The 21,596-nt window shown below is 50.6% G+C and carries 20 protein-coding genes; 9 read left to right on the plus strand and 11 right to left on the minus strand.

Annotation, left to right across the window (positions count from 1 at the left end; all coding sequences use genetic code 11):
- The first annotated feature begins 28 nt into the window (after positions 1–28).
- From MET42_RS0112500 to MET42_RS0112530, 7 genes are all read left to right on the plus strand, one after another.
- Positions 29–1,963 carry a U32 family peptidase gene (locus MET42_RS0112500; RefSeq protein WP_019883390.1) on the plus strand — a complete coding sequence of 645 codons (1,935 nt, stop codon included), beginning with the start codon at positions 29–31 and terminating at the stop codon, positions 1,961–1,963.
- A 74-nt stretch (positions 1,964–2,037) separates the two neighbouring features.
- Positions 2,038–2,679 carry a YchE family NAAT transporter gene (locus MET42_RS0112505; RefSeq protein WP_019883392.1) on the plus strand — a complete coding sequence of 214 codons (642 nt, stop codon included), beginning with the start codon at positions 2,038–2,040 and terminating at the stop codon, positions 2,677–2,679.
- Between the two features lie 145 nt (positions 2,680–2,824).
- On the plus strand, positions 2,825–3,256 hold the full coding sequence (locus MET42_RS0112510; protein ID WP_019883393.1) for an NUDIX hydrolase: 432 nt from the start codon (positions 2,825–2,827) through the stop codon (positions 3,254–3,256).
- Complete coding sequence (mnmA, locus tag MET42_RS0112515) at positions 3,253–4,347, plus strand: tRNA 2-thiouridine(34) synthase MnmA (protein WP_019883394.1); 1,095 nt, start codon at positions 3,253–3,255, stop codon at positions 4,345–4,347. Before MET42_RS0112510 ends, mnmA begins: the two co-directional genes overlap by 4 nt.
- An 80-nt stretch (positions 4,348–4,427) precedes the next feature.
- The gene (locus MET42_RS0112520; RefSeq protein ID WP_019883395.1) at positions 4,428–4,757 is read left to right on the plus strand and encodes a hypothetical protein; all 330 of its coding nucleotides are present in this window, start codon (positions 4,428–4,430) and stop codon (positions 4,755–4,757) included.
- Positions 4,758–5,215: 458 nt separating this feature from the next.
- A complete protein-coding gene (locus MET42_RS0112525; protein ID WP_019883396.1) occupies positions 5,216–5,884 on the plus strand; it encodes a PEP-CTERM sorting domain-containing protein in 669 nt (222 codons plus the stop codon).
- Positions 5,881–6,813, plus strand: a complete 933-nt coding sequence (locus tag MET42_RS0112530; RefSeq protein ID WP_019883397.1) for a PEP-CTERM sorting domain-containing protein — start codon at positions 5,881–5,883, stop codon at positions 6,811–6,813. The genes MET42_RS0112525 and MET42_RS0112530 overlap by 4 nt, the downstream gene beginning before the upstream one ends.
- Before the next feature lie 67 nt (positions 6,814–6,880).
- On the opposite strand, the gene MET42_RS0112535 is transcribed toward MET42_RS0112530, so the two are convergent.
- From MET42_RS0112535 to MET42_RS0112550, 4 genes are all read right to left on the minus strand, one after another.
- Positions 6,881–9,235, minus strand: coding sequence for a TonB-dependent receptor domain-containing protein (locus tag MET42_RS0112535; protein ID WP_232411565.1), 2,355 nt, complete (start codon positions 9,233–9,235; stop codon positions 6,881–6,883).
- 85 nt (positions 9,236–9,320) lie between these two features.
- The gene (locus MET42_RS0112540; RefSeq protein WP_019883399.1) at positions 9,321–9,983 is read right to left on the minus strand and encodes a PEP-CTERM sorting domain-containing protein; all 663 of its coding nucleotides are present in this window, start codon (positions 9,981–9,983) and stop codon (positions 9,321–9,323) included.
- Positions 9,984–10,141: 158 nt separating this feature from the next.
- On the minus strand, positions 10,142–10,330 hold the full coding sequence (locus tag MET42_RS0112545; protein ID WP_019883400.1) for a hypothetical protein: 189 nt from the start codon (positions 10,328–10,330) through the stop codon (positions 10,142–10,144).
- A 260-nt stretch (positions 10,331–10,590) separates the two neighbouring features.
- On the minus strand, positions 10,591–11,214 hold the full coding sequence (locus tag MET42_RS0112550; protein WP_019883401.1) for a glutathione S-transferase family protein: 624 nt from the start codon (positions 11,212–11,214) through the stop codon (positions 10,591–10,593).
- 176 nt (positions 11,215–11,390) lie between these two features.
- Here MET42_RS0112550 and nadC point away from each other — a divergent pair, with 176 nt between their 5' ends.
- On the plus strand, positions 11,391–12,263 hold the full coding sequence (gene nadC / locus MET42_RS0112555; protein ID WP_019883402.1) for a carboxylating nicotinate-nucleotide diphosphorylase: 873 nt from the start codon (positions 11,391–11,393) through the stop codon (positions 12,261–12,263).
- Positions 12,264–13,057: 794 nt separating this feature from the next.
- Positions 13,058–14,848 (plus strand): GspE/PulE family protein, encoded by a 1,791-nt coding sequence (locus MET42_RS0112565; protein ID WP_029512442.1) that lies wholly within the window; start codon positions 13,058–13,060, stop codon positions 14,846–14,848.
- A gap of 25 nt (positions 14,849–14,873) precedes the next feature.
- Here the strand turns inward: MET42_RS0112565 and MET42_RS0112570 are convergent, their stop codons facing one another.
- The 7 genes from MET42_RS0112570 to MET42_RS0112600 all read right to left on the minus strand — a co-directional run bounded on the left by MET42_RS0112570 (position 14,874) and on the right by MET42_RS0112600 (position 21,591).
- The gene (locus MET42_RS0112570) at positions 14,874–16,103 is read right to left on the minus strand and encodes an ABC transporter permease (protein WP_019883406.1); all 1,230 of its coding nucleotides are present in this window, start codon (positions 16,101–16,103) and stop codon (positions 14,874–14,876) included.
- Positions 16,096–16,812 carry an ABC transporter ATP-binding protein gene (locus MET42_RS0112575; protein WP_019915186.1) on the minus strand — a complete coding sequence of 239 codons (717 nt, stop codon included), beginning with the start codon at positions 16,810–16,812 and terminating at the stop codon, positions 16,096–16,098. The genes MET42_RS0112570 and MET42_RS0112575 overlap by 8 nt, the downstream gene beginning before the upstream one ends.
- Before the next feature lie 4 nt (positions 16,813–16,816).
- On the minus strand, positions 16,817–18,070 hold the full coding sequence (locus tag MET42_RS0112580) for an efflux RND transporter periplasmic adaptor subunit (RefSeq protein WP_019883408.1): 1,254 nt from the start codon (positions 18,068–18,070) through the stop codon (positions 16,817–16,819).
- A 15-nt stretch (positions 18,071–18,085) separates the two neighbouring features.
- Positions 18,086–19,501, minus strand: coding sequence for a TolC family protein (locus MET42_RS0112585; protein ID WP_232411567.1), 1,416 nt, complete (start codon positions 19,499–19,501; stop codon positions 18,086–18,088).
- A gap of 195 nt (positions 19,502–19,696) precedes the next feature.
- Positions 19,697–20,242 (minus strand): cytochrome b/b6 domain-containing protein, encoded by a 546-nt coding sequence (locus MET42_RS0112590; protein ID WP_019883410.1) that lies wholly within the window; start codon positions 20,240–20,242, stop codon positions 19,697–19,699.
- A 7-nt stretch (positions 20,243–20,249) separates the two neighbouring features.
- Positions 20,250–20,531 carry a PepSY domain-containing protein gene (locus MET42_RS0112595; RefSeq protein ID WP_019883411.1) on the minus strand — a complete coding sequence of 94 codons (282 nt, stop codon included), beginning with the start codon at positions 20,529–20,531 and terminating at the stop codon, positions 20,250–20,252.
- A gap of 19 nt (positions 20,532–20,550) precedes the next feature.
- Complete coding sequence (locus tag MET42_RS0112600; protein WP_019883412.1) at positions 20,551–21,591, minus strand: alpha-hydroxy-acid oxidizing protein; 1,041 nt, start codon at positions 21,589–21,591, stop codon at positions 20,551–20,553.
- Between the last annotated feature and the right edge of the window lie 5 nt (positions 21,592–21,596).

The raw sequence follows: 21,596 nt of genomic DNA on the forward strand, positions 1-21,596 counted from the left end.
GCATCTTATTGATTTATATGCATAATCCATGCAAAAAACCCGCAAACATCTCGAACTGCTCGCCCCGGCCAAAAATGCCGATTACGGCATTGAAGCCATTAATCACGGCGCCGATGCGGTGTATATCGGCGGCCCGGCCTTTGGTGCGCGCGCCAAGGCGCCGAATACGGTGCAGGACATTGCGCGCCTGGTGCAACATGCGCATAAATTTCATGCCGAAGTGTTTGTCGCACTGAATACCATCTTTCACGATAACGAGCTTGAAGGCGTGCGCCAGCTGGTGCATCAACTGTATGACAGCGGCGTCGACGCCCTGATTGTGCAGGACATGGGCTTGCTGGAACTGGATTTACCACCTATCCAGCTACATGCCAGCACCCAAACCGATATCCGCACCGTTGAAAAAGCACAGTTTCTGGACCAGGTAGGCTTTAGCCAGATTGTGCTGGCGCGTGAGCTGGATATTGCCACGGTGAGAAAAATCGCAGACGCGACCACAGCCAATCTGGAATACTTTATCCACGGCGCACTATGTGTGGCGTTTAGCGGTCAGTGCTTTATCAGTCACGCGCATACGGGGCGTAGCGCCAACCGTGGCGAATGCTCGCAGGAATGCCGCTTGCCTTATACGCTGGAAGACCAGAAAGGCCGCATCATCGGCAAAGACAAACATTATTTGTCGATGAAAGATAACGACCAGAGTGCCAACCTGCGCGCCCTGATCGCAGCGGGCGTGAGCAGCTTCAAGATTGAAGGTCGCTACAAAGACCTGCCTTATGTCAAAAATGCCACGGCGCATTATCGCGAGTTGCTGGACGAGATTCTGGAAGAGATGCCGCAATACGCTAAATCTTCCGCCGGTCACGCTACTTACACCTTCACGCCGCAGCCGGAAAAAACCTTTAACCGTAGTGCCACCGATTATTTTGCCAATGGCCGCCAGGCGGATATTGGTGCGTTTGATACTCCAAAATTCTCGGGAGAAACATTGGGTACGGTACGCAAAGTCGGTAAGGATTTTATCGATGTGGCCACTGACATTGCATTGCACAATGGTGACGGCGTCTGCTTTTTTGATGTGCATAAAGAGTTGGTCGGCTTGCGTGTGAACACGGTACAGGCACTGGACAAATACACGTACCGCCTGTTTCCAAACGAAATGCCAGCGGATATCCGCAACAATACGCAACTGTATCGCAACCGCGACCATGCGTTTATGCGCTTACTGGAAAAAGACTCAGCCACACGCAAAATCGCACTGGATGCTGTGTTTTACGAAACCAAAGATGGCTTTGCACTCACACTGAATGACGAACAAGGCTTTAGCGCCACGGCTCAATACGATGCCGAGAAACAGCTTGCTAACGACACGCAAAAAGCCGAAGCCTCGCTCAGGGAGAATCTAGCCAAACTAGGCAATACCGACTTTGTTGCCAGAGAAATCAGCCTGGAACTCACTCAATTCTGGTTTTTACCAGCTTCCGCCGTTAATCAATTACGCCGTGATGCTGTTGAACAATTGCTGGAAATCAGAACCATGGGCTATGAGCGCCCGCCACTACGCGCTACGGCCGAACCACCAGCCATTTACCCGCAAGATAGCCTGAGCTACCTGGCCAACGTCTACAACCAGAAAGCACGCGACTTTTATCACAAGCACGGCGTCAAACTGATCGCCAGCGCCTATGAAGCCAATGAAGAGCTGGACGAAGTGCCGGTCATGATCACCAAACACTGTTTACGCTTTAGCCACGGCTTGTGTCCAAAAGAGGCTAAAGGCGTGATTGGCGTACAAGGCACAGTGACGGCAGAGCCGATGACGCTTATCAGCGGCAACGATCGCTATACGCTCAAATTTGACTGCAAACCATGCGAAATGCATGTCATGGGCAAAGTGCGCAAGCATATTTTGCAAATTGCACCACCGCAGCCGGTTACTTTCTTCGACAAACGCCCGGCCTAAATGCATCGCCTTGGTCATTTGCCAAGGCTATTGTTTTCAGGCAAGCTTTGAGCACCTTAACATTATCATCGGCCATGACTGAATACGCCTACCTGCTCAAAGTCGCAATTGCCCTCATCGCCATTGTCAATCCGATTGGCAGCCTGCCGATCTTTATCAGCGCCACCAGCGGCTGGAGCAAGGCTGAACGGGCGCGCACCGCACGCACGGTAGCGATCACCGTCATGATTGTATTAGGTGTCTCCGCTTTTATTGGTGACCTGATTCTGGATTTCTTCGGCATCACCATTCCCTCGTTTCAAGTCGGCGGCGGCATCTTACTCCTGCTGATTTCGATCTCGATGATGCATGGCAAACAAAGCGGCACACGCCAAACCGCCGAAGAAGCACAAGACTTAAGCGAGCGTGAGGTAATTGCAATTGTGCCGCTCAGCATCCCGCTACTGGCCGGGCCAGGGGCAATTTCCAGCATGATTCTTACCGCACAACAGCATCCCGGCTTTTGGGGGCACATCAGCCTGATGCTACCGATTGCACTCATTGCACTGTTTATCTGGGGATTATTGCAACTCGCCGATGGTATTACACACTACCTCGGCACCATAGGTATCAATATTGTTACGCGCTTGATGGGGCTGATTCTGGCGGCAATGTCGGTGGAATTTATCGCGCATGGGTTGACCGGGTTGTTTCCGCAACTCGCTGGAGCCGCATAGTAAAACAATCGCACACAGCTAAATTAACCCTCCCCCAATCAATCACTTAGCGGTAAAATAGCGCTTTTAACGAAACCTGCGTATTTTGAATTCCTCCGCTTCAAATCCATCGAAATCCTCCCAGCAATGGAAGCCTAACGTCACCGTGGCTGCCATCATTGAACAGGACGGCAAGTTTTTGCTGGTTGAGGAAACCACAGACCGTGGCAACCGCTTTAACCAGCCTGCCGGGCACCTGGAAGAAAATGAGACGATTATCGCTGCGGCGATCCGTGAGACGCTGGAAGAAACCGCTTACGACTTCACGCCTGAAGCATTGGTGGGCATTTACCACTGGCAACATCCGCTCAATGGTATTACCTATTTGCGCTTTGCCTTTACCGGCAAGCTGGGCGCGCATTACCCAGCGCAGGCATTGGACGATGGCATACTCCGCACGGTGTGGAAATCTGAAGCCGAGATCGCTGCGGAAGGCGAGCTGATGCGTAGTCCGCAAGTGTTATTGTGTGTGCAGGATTACCTGGCAGGTAAACGTTATTCTTTAGACATTTTGAAGCATTTGGGCCAAGCATTATGAGTAAGCCACATGTCATCGTCGGATTGTCCGGCGGCGTAGATTCCTCCGTCACGGCCTTGTTGTTGAAACAACAAGGCTACCAGGTCACCGGTTTGTTTATGAAGAACTGGGAAGACGATGATACTGACGAATACTGTTCTTCACGCCAGGATTTAATTGATGCCGTTTCGGCGGCTGACAAGATCGGTATCGACATCGAAACCGTGAATTTTAGCGCCGAGTATAAAGAGCGAGTGTTCGCTAACTTTTTACAGGAATACCAGGCTGGCCGCACGCCTAATCCGGATATTCTGTGTAATGCCGAAATCAAATTCAAGGCATTTTTAGACCATGCCATGGGCATGGGGGCGGATTTGATCGCCACCGGCCACTATGCGCAAGTACGTGAAAACCCGATTCAACCTGGCAACTTTCAACTGCTCAAAGCCGATGACGGCAGTAAAGACCAAAGTTACTTTTTGTCGCGCCTGAATCAGGCACAGCTTTCAAAAACACTGTTTCCACTGGGTAAACACCTCAAACGTGAAGTGCGTGAAATTGCACGTGAGCATGGCCTGGCCAATGCAGAAAAAAAGGATTCCACCGGTATTTGCTTTATTGGCGAACGTCCGTTCCAGGAGTTTTTGCAACGCTATTTACCGCGCCATCCTGGCATCATGCGCACGCCTGAAGGCAAAGTGGTTGGTGAACACGAAGGCTTGATGTATTACACCATCGGCCAGCGCCAGGGCCTTAAAATTGGCGGTAGCCGCGAGAGCAATGGCGAGCCATGGTTTGTTGCCGCCAAGCATATGGCGGATAACGAGTTGATTGTCGTGCAAGGTCATGACCACCCACTGCTGCAAAGCGATGGTTTAAAAGCGGGCCAGTTACATTGGATCAGCGGTGAAGAGCCTCAAACTAACTGGGTATATGCGGCCAAAACACGTTACCGCCAACCCGATGCGCCTTGTGAAGTGGATGCGGTGAATGCTGAAGAAGCCACCATTCGCTTTGGCCAGCACCAGTGGGCCATCACCCCTGGTCAGAGCGTGGTGGTGTATGAAAGTAATGTCTGCCTGGGCGGCGGCATTATTACCGGCGCCATTTAACCCATTCGCAAGGCATGGTTATTGCTTCTGCTTGCATAATATAATCAAAATGAACGCCAAGTGACGAGGAATGACACCTAATGGCCTACGTATTAAAAAATAAAGAAGGTGCAATTATTGCGACAAGCCCAGATACGCAAGTGGCCGCAGACTGGGTTGAAATTGATAATGCAGATACCGAATATCTGTGTTTTCTGGATGATGAGCTAAAAAAACATCACACCTTTCGTGAAAGTGATATCCAGTTGGCACGTGTGCTGGAAGACTTAATCAGCATATTGATTGATCGCAGCCTGATCAGCTTTACTGACTTCCCTAGCCCGGCGCAAAAACGCCTGAATGAACGGCAAACCCTGCGTCATAAAAACAACCTGCAATTGCTGGCTGACGACGACATACCGCCGCTGTAATCCCTATGCACGTGCAGGAATTGTCTGCTTAATCAGAAAATTCCTGTAACAATACTGTACGCCCCGCCCTGCTGCCTGATATCTATATATGTTGCAGCGGACAGCTTCACCAGCTACAAAAGTGTTCACTCACTTATACCCTGCCTCAGCAATCGACAAAGCTTTTAATTCAGCATCATTGCTCACCCATGTCGCATAATCTCAATGCCTATTGCCACCTATAGTTGAAATTGACAATCATTCTCATTATCAATTAGCATATAGATTCCCAAAGGATTTATAAAATAATGAGGAGAGGTTCACATGACACGCATTCACGGCGTACTGATTTCACTGGCATGCATATTTGCCGCGAAAAGAAGCAGGGGGCAGCGATGAGCCCCTGGTTGAAACGTATACGAAACGCATCGCTACTGACATGCCTGCTCTCTGGCACCGCGTGGGGTGGTTACTATCCTATGTACGCGAGTTGGCCACAGCCTAATGGCATAGGCTCAGACATCACGCTGACCTACAGCTTCAGCAATCTGTTCGACGGCGGCGTGATCAGCACCAATGGGCAATCGCTTTCAGTAGACATCATGCGCAGCGCATTTGAACAGGCGTTTGCTGACTATGCTGCAGTCTTACCCATTCACTTTATTGAAGTTGCTGACGCCGGCGGCCCATTGCCGGAAACCGGGCAATACGATCCCACAGGCTTGGCAGATATCCGTATCGGTGTCGTCCCTTACATCAGCGATGCAAATGCCTACGCTTATTTTCCACAAAATACAGCGGCCAATGGACTGGCTGGTGATGTCGTCTTTAATGGCCAGCGTTTTGGCCTGGGCTGGACGCAAACAATCTTCTATTCAGTTGCCCAACATGAACTTGGACACTCTTTAGGCATGGGTCATTACATCAATGCAGATGAGTCGCCTGACGACACAATAGCAAATGCTGCATATACCGGCCCCACTTTCCCATTAGATAGCATGATGATCACGGCACTCCAAAATGTATATGGCGCAGGGCTTGGTTCAGTCACACCACTGTCAACGGTGCCTGAACCGAACACCTGGGCATTACTGATGGCCGGACTGTCACTGTTAATACTTGGCCGACGAGAAAGAAAGCCCACATGAAATCATTACACAAAGTACTCACGGCAGCAGGCTTGCTGCTCACCCTGCCCGCACATGCCTTGACCATAGAGTTTGACTATACTTATGACACCAGAGGCTTTTTTACCGACCTGACGACAGGCACGCCGATGACTGAACGCAGGGCTTTACTAGAGCAAGCTGCGTCATTCTATAGTGGCTTTACAGACGCCCTGACCGCCATTACACCACAAGCAGGCGATAGCTGGTCGGTGCAAATCACGCATCCAAGCTTAGGCGGCCCCTTGATCACACTGAGCAATATCGATATTGCTGCGGACACCTTGCGTATTTATGTCGGCGGCTCAAACTCTGCGCCCGGCGTTCTGGGCTTTGCCAACACAGGATTCAATCTGATAGCCAGTGGTTCTGATACCTTTATTGATGCAGTCACCACACGTGGACAAGAAAATACCACTGGATCAACAGCAACAGATTATGGAGTTTGGGGCGGGATGATCTGGTTCAATGCTGCCAATGACTGGTATTTTGGCAGCGATACCAGCGGCCTGACCGCTGGCCACCCAGACTTCCTGACCACAGCAACACATGAACTTGGGCACATTCTGGGTTACGGCGAAGCAGACTCCTGGCTGGCACAAATTGATAACGGCTACTTCACCGGAGCTGCCTCCGTTGCTGCTTACGGCAGCGCCGTGCCACTTGATCAATATGGCAGCCATTGGGCCAATGACACCATGAGCACCTATCAGGGCGTGGCACAGGAAACATTGATGGATCCAAGTACAACGCCAGGCACCCGTGAACTACCAACCCTATTAGATTATGCCGCCTTCAAAGATATTGGCTGGCAGGTCAATGTAACCACTGTGCCTGAACCTGATACTTACGCCCTGCTACTGACAGGGTTGGCTTTGATCGGTTTATCAGCGCGTCGCCGGGCAGCTTAAGTTCGCCATCCGTAAAAAAAGCCCCAGAATTTTTCTGGGGCTTTTTTTAACCGGCTCTTTTGCAAGATTAATACATGAGTTCAGCAAAAAACTTCACATTACGACCGGGGCCAAGAATACCCGAACCTCCCATGGCGTTGTCAAATCGATATTGATTGTTAGTCAAATTCTCACCAATCAACCGCAAAGTCACATTCGGCGATGCTCGCCAGTTAACACCCGCATTCCATAATACATAACCGTTCTGTATACCATAGGTATAAGGGGAAGAAGCGCTGCCGTCCCCTGACAAAATCACATCACGATCTGATATCTTACGGAAAGTCAGATTGGCATCAATACTGCTCGTAATTTCTTTACCGATATTGATATTCAATGCATTGCCAGGAACGGTATACAAAGGCACAGCCGTTAATCCATTGTTCAACTCACCCGAGATTTTTGAGTAAGATCCTCGCATAAACCACCCTTGGTATTGCAGGAAACTCTCAAACTCTATGCCATTACGCCGCTCCCAGCCATCCTGCGTATATTTTCCTTGCGCGGTATCATAGCGCATTGAAGTAAATAAATTTCCAGTATAGATATGGTAAAAGTTAAGTTTGCTACTCAGAAAAACATTCGTCCCCCATAGCCTTGGGTTCTGATAACTGATACCTGCCTCAGTTGACTCGGAATTCTGCAAATTATATAAATCACCACAGATTGTTGACGGCGTTTGTGGAAACAGGCATCTGCTGCCAAAACCACCAGCAGTAAAATACTCATCTAACAAAGGCGGCCTGAATCCTTGCGCATAATTACTATAAATCGTCAATTTTTCAGGACTATTACGCCGGAACAGGTCATAAGCGAGACCCAGACTAAAAGTCTCCGCAGTAAACTCTATTTTGTCTGACTGGCCAAATTGAGCCAGCCGCTTTTTCGTGAGTGCGCCAGTAACTTCCACCTCATAATCATCTCGCCGGTAACCGGGTTTAATATTGAGCTGCCCCCATTGTATATTTGGCTGCAGATAAAACGCCTTATAGGACCGATTACCTGATGGCGCAGTGAGGTTTTGCCCTCCGGGATAACTATTCACTTGGACAGATGAATTACTGTTCTCATAGAACCTTGACACTTCGCGCTCGCGACTATTGTATTGCCAGCCAGCCAGAAGGCTTAGCTCCACATTGTCAGTTTTGGCAATGATAGCGGTATTACTCAAATCTATCGTTCTGGTTTTGTAATTGTAGTAATCATTCAGGTCACCCGGACAAATTGTTTTATTACTGGGATTAGGTGTAAAAATGATGCCATTACAGAAACTATTGCTGGGGTTAATGTTGGACCAGCCAGGTTTCAGAAGATCGTGTAAGTTTGTATAGCCCCCGGCAAACACTGCCTTCAGATTAAGCAAGGGATTGTCCGGCGTGTAATTTAAAGTTTCGGTCCAACTGAAATCATCAGTCGCGCGACGAACATATCCAAAAAACCCTGGTTGGCCGCCAGTGGCATCATAAGGCTGCATGCCTGTATCAGTAAACTTCACCAGAGAGGTAATCATTTCCAGATCATCTCTAGGAAAGATTGAAACTTTAAGTAACTGCGAGATTGACTCAATGGCAGAATTGTCGAGCTTAGTTTTGTCTGCCAGGGTGATATTATTGGATTGACGGTTAGAGTAATTGTAAAGAATATCTATACGCTCATGAGGGCGTGCATAAAGCATGTATGAGCGCGAATATTCATCATTATTATTGCCATAGCCGAATTTGGCTTTAGCACCAACGGTTTGCCCCGGCCGCAAAAAGTCGGCAGCATTTTTTGTCTGCGCAATAATGGTGCCGCCCAGGGCACCAGAGCCACTGGAAATTTGAGGCCCACGTTGCACTTCAATACTTCTAAGCAGCTCTGGCTCAATAAAAGTCCCTCCCATTCGGTACTTCTCAAAAGCCTTCGGTGCGCCATCTACTTTAACCACAACATCTTCGTTATCCGCAAAGCCACGTATACTGAAAGTCATGCCGCTGGCACGTGGTCCACCAGAGGTAGAAACGCCAGGCACGGATCGCACTGCCTCAAAAATATTACTGAACTGTGAGCGTTGTAATTGTTCTGAGGTAATTGTTGTAATGGATTGCGTTGAGTTAATCCCAGAATCCTCTTTTACTCTGACGTCTTTGACGGACACTTCAGGCAAGGTATCAACATCGTCCAACTCCGCTTTTTTATTCTGTTTAGGCGTGACTGCCTGTTGTTCGAGATTTTCTGAAGAGTTCTCAACTTTGTCAGACTCTTTATCTTTCACAGCATCTTCTGCTGCTAGCACCTGATGCTGCAGCGAAAATACCAACACTAAACAGACCAGACCGCATTGGCAAACAGCGTAAGTGTTTTTTATTATCAATCGCCAGTAATCGTTGAGACGTGTCATCATAAAGCGTTCACTACTTCATTCATAAGCGGTATATAAAAACAAAGGGGCTTTATCAGCCCCTTTGTTGTCATCGCACTAAGCTAAATTAGGCTTTTTTTGCAGAGCGGCGTGCAGCAAATGCCATCAGGCCCAAGCCCAATGCCATCATGCTGAATGCTTCTGGTTCTGGAACAGGTGTCACAGTTGGAACAGAAACAGTAGCCAATGCCAACTGATCCAAGCTCATGCTTGAGCTAGAAGCGTTGAATTTAAAGGTATACAAGGACGAAGCTGTGACATTGCTCCATTTCCAGTAGTACTCACCTTCATCCACAGTACCGAATGAACTGTTAGTGGTACCTAAAAGCTGAGTCACTGCCGTCGCAGAAGTACCGTTTAAGGTTGCAGTCAATGAAGGCATCACACCAAATGCAGCCACACGCAGGTAAACATCAAAAACACCACTAGTGGCGCCAGTTAACGTTGCTGTGAAGGCAGTTGGAGATGAGAAGCTGTAAATATTCTGGCTGCCGGTAATAAAGCTTGTACCAGACGTTTCGGTCAGCGTGGCAGTGGCGCCAGTCAATGCAACGTCAGGTGTATTGTCTTGCTTAACGAAAGGATCTACATAAGAAAATACATTCCACTCTGCATATTGCGCAGTAGTGGCGCTACCCCAAGGGGTTGCTGAATCCCATTTTTCCGTCGTCGCAAAAGCAGAACTGCTGAATGCCATACCCAAAGCGATAATTAACGCTGAAACTTTCATAATTTAATTCTCCTCAACGAGCGCTTGTTCCCCTTCCTCTCGAAGGCCATCGCGCTACCTCTAAAATTAAGTCTCACGGACCCACACCGTTGAGTATTTCAATCTCCATGCTGATATTCGCATGGTTGTAAAACTGAAATGGAGAGAATAAGTTCTGCTTATTTTTCTACGATGGCGTCAAAGTCGACCACAAAGCGGTATTGCTTGCCGCAATCGATAATTACTTCTTTTTGCCCACGTTTTAACAAGCGAATATCCACCTTGATGCTGCCGAAACCATCATGAGCAATCAGCTCATCCAGTAATTCGAGCAATCTTTTTTTAACCGGCGCATTGACAGCTTGCATAGAATTTATTCATCATTGTCTTGTTTATTTTTAAATGATAACAATTATCATTTAGTTTATCAATAATAAATTAACAAAGTGCACGCGTAAAGAATAGTTAATGGTAAAAATGGGAATTTCAGAGAAAAACAAAACCGGAACAATGGCTTAGGCGAATAGCGTCTCACCCTGTGACTATCGTCAGGAACAAGACCGTAAAATAGAGGAAAAACGAAGCAGAATACCCGCATTGATAGCAGGCACTCTGTCATGAAGCCAGGTTAGGGCTGTGGCATGGTTTGTTTGAAGCTAGGGCGCTTCACCAGCACGCCATAATGCTTGGCCAGGTTGGGAAACTTCTCTTGCCAGTATTTACCTTCCCACTGGACACTCTTAAAACGCAAATCCAGGTAACCCAGGGCGGTGCCCAGCGCAATATCGGCCAAGCTGAAGGTTTCGTTGACACACCACTTCTTTTTGAGCAAATTTTCATCCAGCGCGGTCAAACCAGCGGTCACCTTGGCAAACTGCTTTTCAATCCAGCCGGCAGACTGTTGTGCCTCTGGTTTGCGTTGTTCCAGCATCACCGCGACTGCCGCATCACAGATGCCATCCGCCAGGGCTTCCCAGCGGCGTACTTTAATTTTGGCTGAATGATCTTGTGGAATCAGGTGCGCCACCGGCGTACGGTGATCCAGGTATTCAACAATGACGCGCGAATCATACAAGGCATCGCCATCATCCAGCACCAGCACTGGCACTTTACCTAAGGGATTATGCTGGCTCACCGGGCAATCCGGCGCCGACAACACCACCTCGGTTAAGGTCAGATCGACATGTTTTTCGATGGCCACAATACGCACTTTGCGCGCGTAAGGACTGTTTACCGTATATAAAAGCTGCATAGTGTGATGTGAGCCAGAAGATTGATACTTTTAACCGAAAAAAATACCCCATCACGAAAAGCTTATGCTTAAAAAACGCTGGTCTTATCGCATGTCTTGGGGCGCTTTTATTATAATAGCTTTTAGCATGGGCTTAGAATGTCACATGCATATTTTTTAACCTTGCTGGCAACCAGATGACCACATTCCCGCTTTACCAACACTTACCCGATTATCTCGACCAGACCATCATCGCTGAACAGGTACGCGCGACCCTGGCAGAAGATATCGGTAACGGCGACCTGACAGCCGCCCTGATTCCGGCTGGCACACAAGCCTCAGCGACCATCATTAGCCGCGAAGACGCCGTCATTTGTGGCTGCGCCTGGCTCGCACAGTGCTTTGAGCAGTTGGACCCGGCGATACAACTGACCTGGCTGGTAAAGGATGGTGAACGTGTGCAAGCCAATCAGCCATTGGTCAATATTCATGGGGATGCGCGCGCCATGCTGAGTGCAGAACGGCCAGCCCTTAATTTTCTGCAAACCTTGTCGGCCGTGGCAACACATACCCGCCACTATGTAGATGCCATTGCTGGTTTACCGGCACAAATTCTCGACACGCGAAAAACGCTGCCCGGCTTACGCCTGGCGCAAAAGTACGCCGTGCTCACCGGCGGTGGCGCCAACCAGCGGCTAGCTTTATACGACGGCATTCTGATCAAGGAAAATCATATTGCTGCTGCAGGCTCAATCACCGCCGTGTTACAAGCCGCGTTTGCATTACGGCAGACTGAGAATATCCAGATTGAGGTGGAAAACCTGGATGAACTGCAACAAGCGCTGACTGCTGGTGCCACCAGCATTTTGCTGGATAATTTTACGCTGGAAGCGCTGCGTCAAGCCGTCGCCATGAACCAGAAACGCGCTTTGCTCGAGGCCTCGGGCAATGTGGATTTAACAACAGTGCGGGCGATTGCAGAAACAGGCGTGGACAGAATTTCGATTGGTGCGCTGACTAAAAACATACAAGCGGTGGACTTGAGTATGCGGATTCAGATGAAGCTATAGATCATTTTGAAAGTAACTCTTTGAGCAAACGGCACAGGCAGTGATGCTTGAAGCAGAAACTCTTTCGCCTTGCTGGCGAGTTATTTTCTGATGCTTGCCCCTCAGAAAGTAACCAAAGAAGAGGGCACCCAGCCATCACGGCCTAAAGGCTCCCTTACGTTGCTCAACAAAATAAGCCGGTCACGAAACTCAACCTAGCGGGCTGCACACTACGCAGCCCACCGCTGGATTCAGACAGTCGCTCCCTCTACTCTTATTTTGTCTCCGCTACTCAGCGTGATGGGATGGGATGGGATTTGTCTCATCTAACTTGCATTGGTTTAGTTCGGACGATTCAAAAACCAGATTCTTTTGTTAAACCTTCTAAACGATGGCGCTCATTAGGTGTTCGGGGTCCCCATCTGCCGCGCCGAGCAACGCAGGGTTGGCGGGAGTCTTCGGCCATCGGCTGTCCGAGCTCCGCAACAAGCCACGTTCTGTGTGGCTTGTCAGGGCGAGTTTCGATGGACGCCCGGCAAACCGAGTAGCACAGGATAAAAGCGGAAGTTGGGGTGTCTTGTTCTTTGCCTTCTTTCTTATGGACAAGCATAAGAAAGAATGGTCGCCGAGAGGCGAAATAGATCGATCATAGAGATAGCCTTCGCTTTGGGAAAATAAAGAAAAGTAACTCGCCAACAAGGCGAAAAAAGAATACTTTTTCTCTGCATGATCACTTACCCCAAAGTGACCATTCCTGCCACTTTTCCATGGCATGATTTTTGCACCATAGGCTGGTACTCCTGCCCAAACATGACATGAATAGCCCAGCCCCATTTAATCTACCCAAAACCTTGGAAAGCCTGCGTCTGGGTGATTTGCTGCGCATGCTGGTTTCGGATGGCTGTATCGACAAGGCATGGGCAGAAAAACTGCATCAAGACCGCAAGCGGGACAGCTCCAAAATTCACCCGATTGTGATTGTGGCTGAGCAAAAATGGCCAGACCAGCAGCAGCCATCACAATTACTGACGGTGGAGAGCCTAAGCCGCTATGTGGCGGATAAGGCCGAAGTCCCTTACTACCATATTGACCCGCTGAAACTCGATTTCAGTGCTGCCGCGCAAATTGTGTCACAAGCCTATGCCGAACGTTTGCGCATCATGCCAATCACGGTCAAGGATGGCATCGCGACCATTGCCACCGCCGATCCGTTTCACCAGGCGTGGCTGCACGACCTGGAGCGCCTGCTCAAATTACGCATACAGGTGGTGATGGTGAATCCGCTGGACTTGCAGCGCTATTTGCCCGAGATATACCAACTCTCTGCGGCGATTCAATCTGCCAACGCGGCCAAGGCCGGGCAAATTGTCGGCGTACAAAATTTTGAACAATTAATTGAGCTGGGCAAAGACCGCCAGCTGGATGCCAATGAGCAACATGTAGTGAATATCGTCGACTGGTTGTTTAAATATGCGTTTGAGCAACGTGCCAGTGATATCCACCTCGAACCGCGCCGTAATATGGGCTTGATGCGCTTTCGTATTGATGGCGTATTGCATCAGGTGTATCAATTACCCAGCAATATCATGAACGCGATTACCAGCCGGATTAAACTGCTGGGCCGCATGGACATGGTGGAAAAACGCCGCCCGCAGGATGGCCGTGTCAAAACGGTCAGCGGAGATGGCAAGGAAATCGAATTACGTTTATCGACCATGCCCACTGCGTTTGGCGAGAAGCTGGTGATGCGGATTTTCAAACCGGATATTCTGGTACAAGACTTCCAGCTACTTGGCTTTTCTAAACGCCAGAGTGAACAATGGGCGCAATGGACGCGTCAACCGAATGGCATCATTCTGGTCACCGGGCCGACGGGTTCTGGTAAAACCACCACGCTCTACACCACGCTGAAACAACTGGCGACCGATGAAGTGAATGTGTGTACGGTGGAAGACCCGATTGAGATGATTGAACCTGCTTTCAACCAAATGCAGGTGACGCAAAATATTGGGTTGGGCTTTGCCGAAGGCATACGCACCCTGATGCGGCAGGACCCAGACATTATTATGGTGGGCGAGATTCGCGACCAGGAAACCGCGGATATGGCGATTCAGGCTGCACTGACTGGCCACCTGGTGTTATCCACCCTGCACACTAACGATGCCCCTTCTGCCGTGACCCGTTTACTGGACCTGGGCGTGCCGGCCTACCTGATTCACTCCAGCTTGCTTGGCATCATGGCACAACGCCTGGTGCGCACGCTATGCCCGCATTGCAAAACCGAAACTGAGATTTCAGACGATGAATGGGCCAGCGTCACGCGCCCGTTTAAAGCCAAAAAACCGGCAAAAGTCATGAAGGCCGTGGGATGTCAGGAGTGCCGGAAAACCGGCTACCGTGGCCGCACCGGCATTTATGAAATGTTGACCCTTACACCGGCCTTGCGCAAACTGATTACCCCGGAAACGGACTTGTTGCAGTTACGGCAAGCCGCCACACAGGCAGGCCTGCAACCATTGATGTTAAATGGGGCAGAAAAAGTGGCAGCTGGCCTGACCACGGTCGAAGAAGTGCTTAAAGTCGCCCCACCGATTGAAATGGACTAGCAGTCCTATCCCAAACAATGCATTGCTATTGATAGCGCAGAGCTTCAATCGGATTTAAGCGGGCCGCTTTTCTGGCCGGATAAAAGCCGAAAAACACACCAATACTGGCGGCGACGCTAAATGCAATCAATACTGATGCGCTTGAGATAATCACCTCGGCCTGCGTGAACACACTCACCAGCACCGCGCCCGTCACACCAATGACGATGCCGATCAGGCAGCCAACGATGGAGATCATGATGGCCTCCAGCAAAAACTGCATCAGAATATCTGTTTCCCTCGCCCCAATGGCCATGCGGATACCAATTTCGCGCGTACGCTCAGTCACTGACACCAGCATAATATTCATAATGCCGATGCCACCGACCAGTAAAGACACTGAAGCAATCGCCCCTAACAGCAAAGACATGGTGCGCGCAGTTTCGGCCGCCGAATTGGCAATCGCCGTCAGGTTACGTACCGAAAAATCGCTGTCGGCACCTTCGCGGATATTGTGACGCTGGTTGAGCAAACTATTCAGCGCCTCTTCTACCATACTCATCACATTATCAGACTCGGCCTGCACCATGATCTGCCGCACAGTGCCGGGCAACTGGTTACCAAATAATTTTCGCTGCGCCGTCGTTAGTGGCACAATAATAGTGTCATCCTGGTCACGCCCGTCCAGTGTCTGCCCCTTGCTATCAAGTACGCCCAGCACAACAAATGGGCGCTGGTTAATACGGATTTTTTTGCCGATGGGATCAACATCCTCGTCTTCACCAAACAGGTTTTGCACCACGGTTCTACCCAGCAAGGCAACGCGTGTAGCAGAGCGGGTGTCCGAAGCTGAAAACGGATAGCCGGCCGATAATCCCCAGCCACGGATGTCCATATACTCTGCCGTGGTGCCAATAATATCGGTATTCCAGTTATTGCTGGCATAGACGACTTGCCCTTTGCCCATGGTCACTGGCGCGACGCCGACCACGCCATATAGCTCACCAATCGCATTCGCATCGCGTACATTGAGCGAAGGCGCATTACCGGTTGCGGTGCGAGCCCCGCCCATTCTTGGTGGGCCGGAAAGTACCACGAACAAATGGCTGCCCATGGCGCTGATAGAACGTTTGACCGAAGCCTCAGCCCCTTGACCGATCGCCATCATCAGCACCACCGCACCCACACCGATCACCATCCCCAGCATGGTCAGAAACGTGCGTAAGCGATTAGCGCCCATGGCATGCCAGGCTTCCCCCAGCATGGCGCTAAACATACTCACTTCCGGCGACACTTGATGCACTACCGGTATCCTGCACTATCTTGCCATCCAGAAACCGCACCTGCCGCTTGGCATGTTCGGCAATATCAGTTTCGTGTGTAACCAGCACAATGGTGATGCCTTCCTGGTTGAGGCTGTCAAAAATGGCCATGATTTCTTCACTGGTGGTACTGTCCAAGTTACCAGTGGGCTCATCAGCCAGAATCAAGCGTGGCTGATTAACCAAAGCACGGGCAATGGCGACCCGCTGCTGCTGCCCGCCAGAAATCTGGTTGGGATGGGAATGCATGTGCTTGCTCAGCCCCACTTTCTCCAGCAATACCCTGGCACGTGCATGACGCTCTTCTTTGCTGACACCGGCATAAACCAGCGGCAAGGCCACGTTATCCAGCAAGCTGGCGCGTGCCAGCAGGTTAAAGCCCTGAAACACAAAACCTATCGTTTGATTACGCACCTTTGCCACCTGATCCGCAGCCATGGTCGCCACCGCGTAGCCATCCAGCACATAACTGCCTGCCGTAGGCATGTCGAGGCAACCCAGAATATTCATAAAGGTCGATTTTCCAGAGCCGGAAGGACCCATGATGGCGACATAATCCCCAGCCAACACCTGCAAGTTGACGTCCTTTAATACCGGAAAATCCCCTGCCGCCGTTTGATAGGCTTTGTAGAGATGATGTACCTCAATCACTGATTTTTGCATGCGTTTAGAACATTCTCGGCCCACGCGGGCCATTATTATTACCCTGCCCTTTATTGGCAGAGTTGTCACTTTGCAACTCGCTGACAATCACCTTGTCACCCGCAGCCAGGCCCTCACCAGACACTGCGGTTGAGCGACCATCGGTAATGCCGGTATGCACGCGTATCATCACCGGTTGGCCAGCCCTCAATACATAAATTTTGCCCATGGCCCCACCCATTGCTGCGCTAGTGGATGGGCCTTGCCCTTCGCCTTTAGCGCCATGTTTGCGCCAGCCACGCTTGCCTTCACCGCCACCCACCTCTGGTGCTGACCGATCGGGCGTCGCAGAGGCACTCAGTTTTGGTTTATAGCGCAAGGCGGCATTCGGCACCAGCAAAGCATGCCGGGCTTTATCCACAATAATATTCACGTAGGCAGTCATGCCAGGCAGCAAGGTTAGATCCTGGTTATCAACCGACACCACCACGTTATAGGTCACCACATTCGAAGTGTTGGTTGAATTCAAACGCAGTTGTTTCACTACCCCTTCAAAGCTACGGTCAGGGAAGGCATCGACATTAAAATTCACTTTCTGCCCTTCTTTAATCTTGCCGATATCCGCCTCGGCAAAACTGGTGTCAATCTGCATATTGGCCAAGTCTTGTGCAATTTGGATCAAGGTCGGCGTCTGGAAACTGGCAGCCACCGTTTGCCCTACATCGACCACCCGGTTGACAACAACACCAGATACCGGCGAGCGGATAATACTGAAATTGAGGTTGGTCACATCGCGTGCCAGTAAGCCGCGTGCAGTCTCCAGTTGCGCCCTGGCTGACTTCAATACCTGCACGGCGGTATCCAGCTCCTGCTTGGACACATACTCTTGCGCATATAACTGGCGCATACGTTTTTCATTGGCAATCGCCAGTTCCACCGCAGCCTCATTATTCCTAACGCTGCCTTTAGATTGCGCAATCTGCGCATTGAATAAAGTACTGTCCAGCTCTAGCAGCACCTGGTCTTTTTTAACCACATCATTAAAATCGACATACATTTTTCTCACAATACCTGAGACCTGGGTACCAACGCTGATCAGGCTAACCGGATTGAGCGTACCATTCGCCGATACCGTTTGCTCAACATGTCCTTGTGTCACTTCATCCAATCGGTATAAATCTTCCGGCTTGGGTTGGTGGGTCTGCTTGTAATACCAATAGGCTGTCGCGGCTATCGCGATTAACAGCAATACCACCAGTATGTTTTTGATGCGCTTCATAAATACGTGTCCGTTTTAGTTAGAGGTCGCGTGAGCGCCTGGCAGTGACTGAATCATGGCATGGTCAAGCTCGCCAATGGCTTGTGCCAGGGTGGCACGTGCGATATTGGCATTCAGTCCGGCCTGGATGTTTTGCTGACGTGCCAACGCCAGTGCGCTTTGCGCATTGAGTGTATCAATGATATTGCCGACACCGGCCTTATACCGCCCTAGCGCCACCCGATACGATTGCTCGGCACTTTCCAGCAGGGTTTTGCTGGCTGTCATCGCTTGCAATGCGGTGCGCAAGTTTTGATAGGCACTCCACACATCCAGCGAAATCTGCAAACGTAAACGGTCACGCTGGGCAAGCCGCAGGTCAGCCGTCGCTTCAGCCGCGCGTATGCGGTAGGTGGGCGCGTAGCCGGCAAACAGTGGAATAGAAACGGTGACGCCCAATGTGGTTGCGCTATTGGCTGCATACTGTGAGCCATCTTGCAGATTATTGGAAACACCCATGCTGATGGTCGGTTTGCTGGCCGCTTGACTGGCAGCAATGCTGGCCTCGGCCGCGCGTACCTGTGCTTCACTGGCCATCAAATCCGGGCGGCGCTGCCCGGCCTGCTCAATCAATGCGCTGACATCGTCAAGAATGCTGGGCGGTGCGTCATTCATACTGGCGGCTAACTTCACAGGCCGGTTGGCAGGCGATCCCATCAGGTTCACCAATGCACCATAAGCGACGCGGAGTGTGCCTTCTATGGTAATGCGTTGCAACGTGAGCTGGGCATAGGCAGTTTGCGCCTGTAATTTATCGGCGGGCGTCGCCACACCAGCCTGGTAACGCGCATTGGCCGCTTTAAAACTTTCCTCTGCTGCACGCTCTGCCTGTTGGGCGGCTGTCAGTGCCGCAATATTGGCCTGTACCTGGTAGTAGGCAATAATGGTATTCAGCAACACGGTTTGTACCGTACGGCTCTGGGTAGCACTGGCAGCTAGCAGTAACTGGCGCGCATTCTCTACATTGGCTTTACGGTTGCCGAAGTCATACAAAAGATAGCTCGCCACCACACTGTTAGCGATATTCAGATTGGGATTACCGCGCGTTGCAGATTCAGGGCTGAGCACGCCCATATTGCTGGAGACGGTATTGGTCACACTGGGTAAATAGGCCGATTTAGCCACACCCAATTGCGCTGCCTGCACACGGGCGCTGGCCCAGACTTCGCTGGTCTGCGGGTTATGGCACAAACTGATGTCGACCACATCGGCCAGCGTCAGTGGCTGCTGCAGGTCTACAGGGCTGCAGTCAGCGGCATTGCCGCGATACTCACCCGGGATTTTTGGCAGCGTGTGTACCTGTGTGTCCAGCGGATCACCATCATCGTACCAAAGCGACTCCTGCGCATACACCAGGCCAGGCAGCAACATTAAACATAAATATTTGCGCATGCGATCACTCGAAATCAACAAGACAGCGCCACAGAATAAGATTCATAAATCATCACGGATATCAGCAGATGTGCCATCTTAAATGAAGCCGCTGTGCGACTAAAGAGAGCGATACATTTTGATACTTTTATACAAAGTAAAAACAGGCAGGATTTGGGGGGAGAATACGGAGAGCATGCCAGCTGGCATCCGCATTCAGCGAGATTTGCGTTTAAGTGGCGCCGAACGCCCATGTATCATTTGTGATAACAAATGCTGGCCAGACAGCCGTGACACCACAACCACTGCCAGCACATGTACCACAATCAGACCAAGCAAACCCAGGCTAAGCACAGCATGCAGATCTACCGGCCAGTCTTCGCCCCATAAGGCATCTGTACGGCTGAGCCAGCCAGTCAGTGAGAGCGCGGCAATCAGTAGCCAGATCAGGTAGACCGACCATTGCCCCAAGGGATTGTGCCCTTGATAAGGACTAAGATGTCCTTGCCGCATCTCGGCGATATGCGTGCGTATAGCACGCCAGCGCGGCAGATAAAAACGCCCACTGCTGAGCCTGGTGCAACAGCCTAGCGTGATACGCACAGCCACAATGCCCAGCACCGCATAGCCGACTGAACGGTGTATCCAGTCGGTTTCATACCAGGCATAACTCATCAACCACAAAGCAATCACGCCAGCGGCCACCAGCCAGTGACTAAGCCGCAGCCACCAGGGCCACAAGATATCCGCGCGTGCTTGCATGAAAATATTAGTCTTTGAGGCCAATCGCTTTCACAATCGCCAGCGTTTTCATATCGAAATAAATCTCGACCTTTTTACCCTCTTTGCTACGGCCATAAATTTCATAGCAGTTACCATCAATCTTGAATTTCTTGATGGTATATCCTTCAGCCTCCATGGCTTCTTTCAGCGTATCCTCAGAAGCCCACTCTTCTTTAGGGTAGGACTTGCAGTCTGCAGCGGCAAACGCACTCGTGGCTGAGATAGAGAGTGTTGCAGCCAATACTATGCGAATGAATAATGTATTCACGTTACTTCCTTTTCAATCATTAAAACAGGGCTACTTTGTGTAGCGCCTTTAAATTGGCAACCCCGGTCAATGCCATGGTCATTTCCAGTTCATCACGTAGTGTGCGGATGACTTTAGCGACGCCCAGCGCCCCTTCTGCTGCCAGCCCCCAGACATAAGGCCGCCCGATACAGACTGCATCCGCGCCCAATGCCAGCGCTTTAAATACATCTTGCCCACTACGTATACCACTATCGACAATCAGTTTGCATTGTCCGCCGACAGCATCCGCAATCGCAGGCAATACGTCCACCACGGTGGGCGTCGTATCCAGTACGCGCCCACCGTGGTTGGAAATAACAAGTCCATCACAGCCAAGGCCTGCGGCCTGTATGGCGTCTTCGACATGCATCAGACCCTTAAGTAAGAACGGCACGGGGCATTGCTCGCGCAGCCAGGCGACATCCTCCCAATCAGGGGCTTGCGACATCCAGCCATCAAACACCTGGCTTTGTCCAGGCCCAATCGCCTTAGGCGTCAAGGGTTGGCTCAAATTAACAGCAGCAATACCTTCGGGCAAATCCATCACCGCCTGCTTGACTGGCGCATCCACAGTAAACACCACGACGCTATATCCGGCAGCCAGGGCTTTTTGCAGCAAGGCCAATGTGCGCGGACGGTCACCCTGCCAATACAACTGAAACCATAATGGTTGCTGTGCCTGCGCAATAATCTCGGCAAGCGACTGGCTAGCCAGGCTGCTCACCAGCATTTGCCCTTGCTGGGCATTACACGCCACCGCAGTGCCTACTTCGCCGTCGGCATGAAACAACTTTTGATAAGCCACCGGCGCCAGCATAATCGGATGCTCCCAACGCTCACCAAACAGCTCGCAACGGGTATTAGGATGGCTTAAAGTTGCCAGCGGGCGCGGGTAAAGCTTGATCGACTGCCAGCCTTGCACATTCGCCAGGCTCTGCTGCCCGCTGCCTGCATCAGATTGTAAATAGTGCCAGATATCAGCAGGCAAACCAGATTGCGCTTGTTGCGCGTAGTGTTGCAATAAGGGGAGTACTTGCATGCGTG

The organism is Methylophilus sp. 42 (assembly GCF_000384155.1).
GTDB lineage: Bacteria > Pseudomonadota > Gammaproteobacteria > Burkholderiales > Methylophilaceae > Methylophilus.